Consider the following 1,493-nt stretch of genomic DNA (forward strand, 5'->3'; position numbering starts at 1 on the left):
GTGATCGGCTCGACCATCGTGAGCGCGCTCGACCGGCTCGATCTGAAATTCCCCGTGGTCGGCAAGGCCGATCTGAGTGAGTTCAAGCACATCCGCGCGGCGCTGGAAGCCGAAGGCAAGGGCGGCGCGGCGGAGAAGAAGGCGAAGTAGGACGTGAAAAGCGGCGGCGTGTTTCTCGCGCTCGTGCCCCGCCACGTAAGGTAAGCACACTCGTCCGGCTCCCTCCCCCCTTGCGGGGTAGGGGAATCGCATATGGCGATGGAGGGGTGTTGCCAAGCGGTTGGAACTGGATTCTTTGGGTGTCTCTCGCTTCCCGAGGGAGACCAGAATGCGCCAACTCAAGCGCCTGCTTCGACCACTCAAGGACCCCCGCGCCAGCAACGTGCGGCACGATCTGGTGGAGATCATCGTCATCGCCTTGGCGGCGACACTGGCCGGCGCCAAGACCTGCACCGAGTTCGAGTTCTTCGGCAAAGGCCGAGAGGAGCTGTTGCAGCGGTTCCTGGAGCTCAGATCCGGCATCCCCAGCCACGATACGTTCAGCAACGTCTTCCGTGCTCTGGACCCGAAGGGGTTGGAAGCGATTTTGCGCAAGCTCAGCAAGGGCTTCGGCATCAAGGGCGTGGTCAGCATCGACGGCAAGGCGTTGCGCGGCGCCTTCATGCGTGGGCGGCAATCCACACCGCTGCATATGGTCAATGTCTGGGCGGCAGGCACACGCATGGCGCTGGCTCAAAGGAAGGCCCCCAATCGCAACGAGGTTGCCGGCGTTCTCGAAGTCCTCGCCTCGCTCGATCTGGACGGCGCTCTTGTCACTGCCGACGCCTTGCATTGCCGGCCCGATGTCGCGCAGGCCATCCGCGACCGGAAGGGCCACTACGTTCTAGCCATCAAGAGCAATCGCGGCCGGCTCTTCAAGGCCGCCAAGGCGTTGCTCGACACCGCCCGACGGCCTGCGCGAGCAAGCCAGCGAAGAACCGCCGCCCACGATCGCATCGAGCGCCGGCAAGCCATCATCGTGCCGGCACCGCAATTGGCGAAGCAACATGGCTTCCCCGCTATCGTCGCGGTCGGCCGCATCGACAGCTGGCGCGCAACTGCCGGCAAGCCTGCCAAGCGGACGGCCCGATACTTTCTGGCTTCGCGGCGGCTGTCGGCCAAGAAGCTGCTCGACGTCGTCCGCGCCCACTGGAGCATCGAGAACAACCTGCACTGGGTTCTCGACGTTCTGTTCGACGAGGACGCTTGCCGCAGCCGCAAGGACCACGCCCCGGAGAACCTTGCCGTCATCCGCAAGCTCGCCATCAACGCCCTGCAAGCCACGCCAGGTCCAGCGCGGACCAGCCACAAAATGCTCCAGGCAAGATGGAGCAACGACTTCCTTCTCACCGTCCTGGCCCATATGCGATAGCCCTACCTTGCGGGGGAGGGTTAGGGAGAGGGGTGGCCACACGGAGACTCTCTCGACTTTTTGCAACGACGCACGATCAAGA

At 64.0% G+C, this 1,493-nt stretch carries 1 protein-coding gene; it reads left to right on the plus strand.

Annotation, left to right across the window (positions count from 1 at the left end; all coding sequences use genetic code 11):
- Nucleotides 1-328: 328 nt before the first annotated feature.
- Nucleotides 329-1,411, plus strand: coding sequence for an ISAs1 family transposase (locus ACJH7A_RS30465; RefSeq protein WP_203368937.1), 1,083 nt, complete (start codon nucleotides 329-331; stop codon nucleotides 1,409-1,411).
- The last annotated feature ends 82 nt before the right edge of the window (nucleotides 1,412-1,493 follow it).

Origin of the sequence: Mycobacterium sp. SMC-17 (genome assembly GCF_045310915.1) — a bacterium.
In the GTDB taxonomy this organism is placed as follows: Bacteria; Actinomycetota; Actinomycetes; order Mycobacteriales; family Mycobacteriaceae; genus Mycobacterium.